This is a genomic window from Agromyces neolithicus, assembly GCF_039529735.1.
GTDB lineage: Bacteria > Actinomycetota > Actinomycetes > Actinomycetales > Microbacteriaceae > Agromyces > Agromyces neolithicus.
This window is the reverse complement of record NZ_BAAANJ010000027.1, coordinates 1-1,582: the sequence shown is the minus strand read 5'-3', so window position 1 is coordinate 1,582 and position 1,582 is coordinate 1. Positions and strand designations below refer to the sequence as shown.

Below are 1,582 nucleotides of genomic sequence, written 5' to 3'. Positions count from 1 at the left end.
GCGCCGCCTTCGCCCGCCCCGATCTCTTCGAACGCGTGCATGACCGCCTCGTTGGCGCCGCCGTGCAGCGGGCCCTTGAGCGCGCCGATCGCCCCGACGACCGCCGAGTAGAGGTCGGCGAGGGTCGACGTGATGACGCGAGCGGTGAACGTCGATGCGTTGAACGAGTGCTCGGCGTAGAGGATCATCGACACGTCGAACGCCGTCACCACGGGCAGTTCGGCCGCCTCGCCGAACGTCTGCCAGAGAAAGTTCGCCGAGAAGCCAAGGTCGTCGCGCGGCTCGACGAACTCGAGCTCATGGCGGCGGCGCTGGTCGTAGGCGACGATCGACGGCAGCTTCGCGAGCAGCCGCAGCGACTTGTCGAGGCTCGCCTCGGGAGAGTCGTCGGGAGTGGCCGGGTCGCTCGCGCCGATGACCGACACGGCCGTGCGCACGACGTCCATCGGGTGCGCCGTGAGCGGCAGCTCGTCGATGATGCGCTTGACGTCGTGGTCGAGGCCGCGCAGCGACCGCTCGCGCTCTTCGAACACGGCGAGTTCGGCGTCGTCGGGCAGCTCGCCGTGCCACAGCAGGTAGGCGACCTCTTCGAAGGTGCACGACGCGGCGAGCTCCTGCACGGGGTACCCGCGGTACAGCAGTGAATTCGTGTCGGGGTTGACCTTCGACACGGCGGTGTAGTCGACCGGCACGCCGGCCAGGCCCTTGTAGATCTCCTGCTCGGCCAATGTGTGCTCCCTTGCGTGTTGCGTGGTCTCGATACGGCGCTGACGCGCCTACTCGACCGGCGACTTGGTGACGGTGAAGTTGAAGATCGACGTGTCGAAGTGGTTGTAGCCCTCGTAGTCGATGAGCTCGTAGAGGTCGGCGCGGTGCTGCATGTCGCCGAGCTTCGCGGTGAGGCGTCCGGATGCCTCGAGCTCATCGAGTCCGCGAACCGCGGCGCCCATCGCGAGGCGCAGCAGCGACACCGGCCAGATGACGATGTTCATGCCCACGTCGGCGAGCTGGCGCACCGTGAACAGCTCGCTCTTGCCGAACTCGGTCATGTTCGCGAGCAGGGGCACGTCGACCGCGGCGCGGATGGCCGCGAACTCGTCGAGCGAGCGCATCGCCTCGGGGAAGATCGCGTCGGCGCCCGCGTCGACGAGTGCCTTCGCGCGGTCGACCGCGGCCGCCAGCCCGTCGACGGCGGCGATGTCGGTGCGTGCCATGATCAGGAAGTTCGGGTCGCGGCGCGCGTCGACCGCGGCACGGATGCGCCGGAGCGCGGTCTCGTCGTCGACGACCTGTTTTCCGTCGAGGTGACCACAGCGCTTGGGGTTGATCTGGTCTTCGATGTGGAGGCCCGCGAGCCCCGCATCTTCCATCTCTTGCACCGTGCGTGCGACGTTCATCGGCTCGCCGAAGCCGGTGTCGGCGTCGATGATCGCCGGCAGCTCGGTCATCCGCGCGATCTGCTTGCCTCGGCCCGCGACCTCGGTGAGCGTCGTGAGGCCGATGTCGGGCAGCCCGAGATCGGCGCTCAGCACCGCGCCCGAGATGTAGACGCCCTCGAAGCCCTTCTCGCCGATGAGCCTGG

At 68.4% G+C, this 1,582-nt stretch carries 2 protein-coding genes; both read right to left on the bottom strand.

The window, feature by feature from the left end; all coding sequences use genetic code 11:
* Positions 1 to 728 (bottom strand): citrate/2-methylcitrate synthase (locus tag ABD164_RS17755; RefSeq protein WP_344297997.1); only part of this gene is annotated, 728 nt, incomplete at its 3' end.
* Positions 729 to 776: 48 nt separating this feature from the next.
* A partial coding sequence (gene prpB / locus ABD164_RS17750; protein ID WP_344297995.1) for a methylisocitrate lyase occupies positions 777 to 1,582 on the bottom strand: 806 nt, incomplete at its 5' end.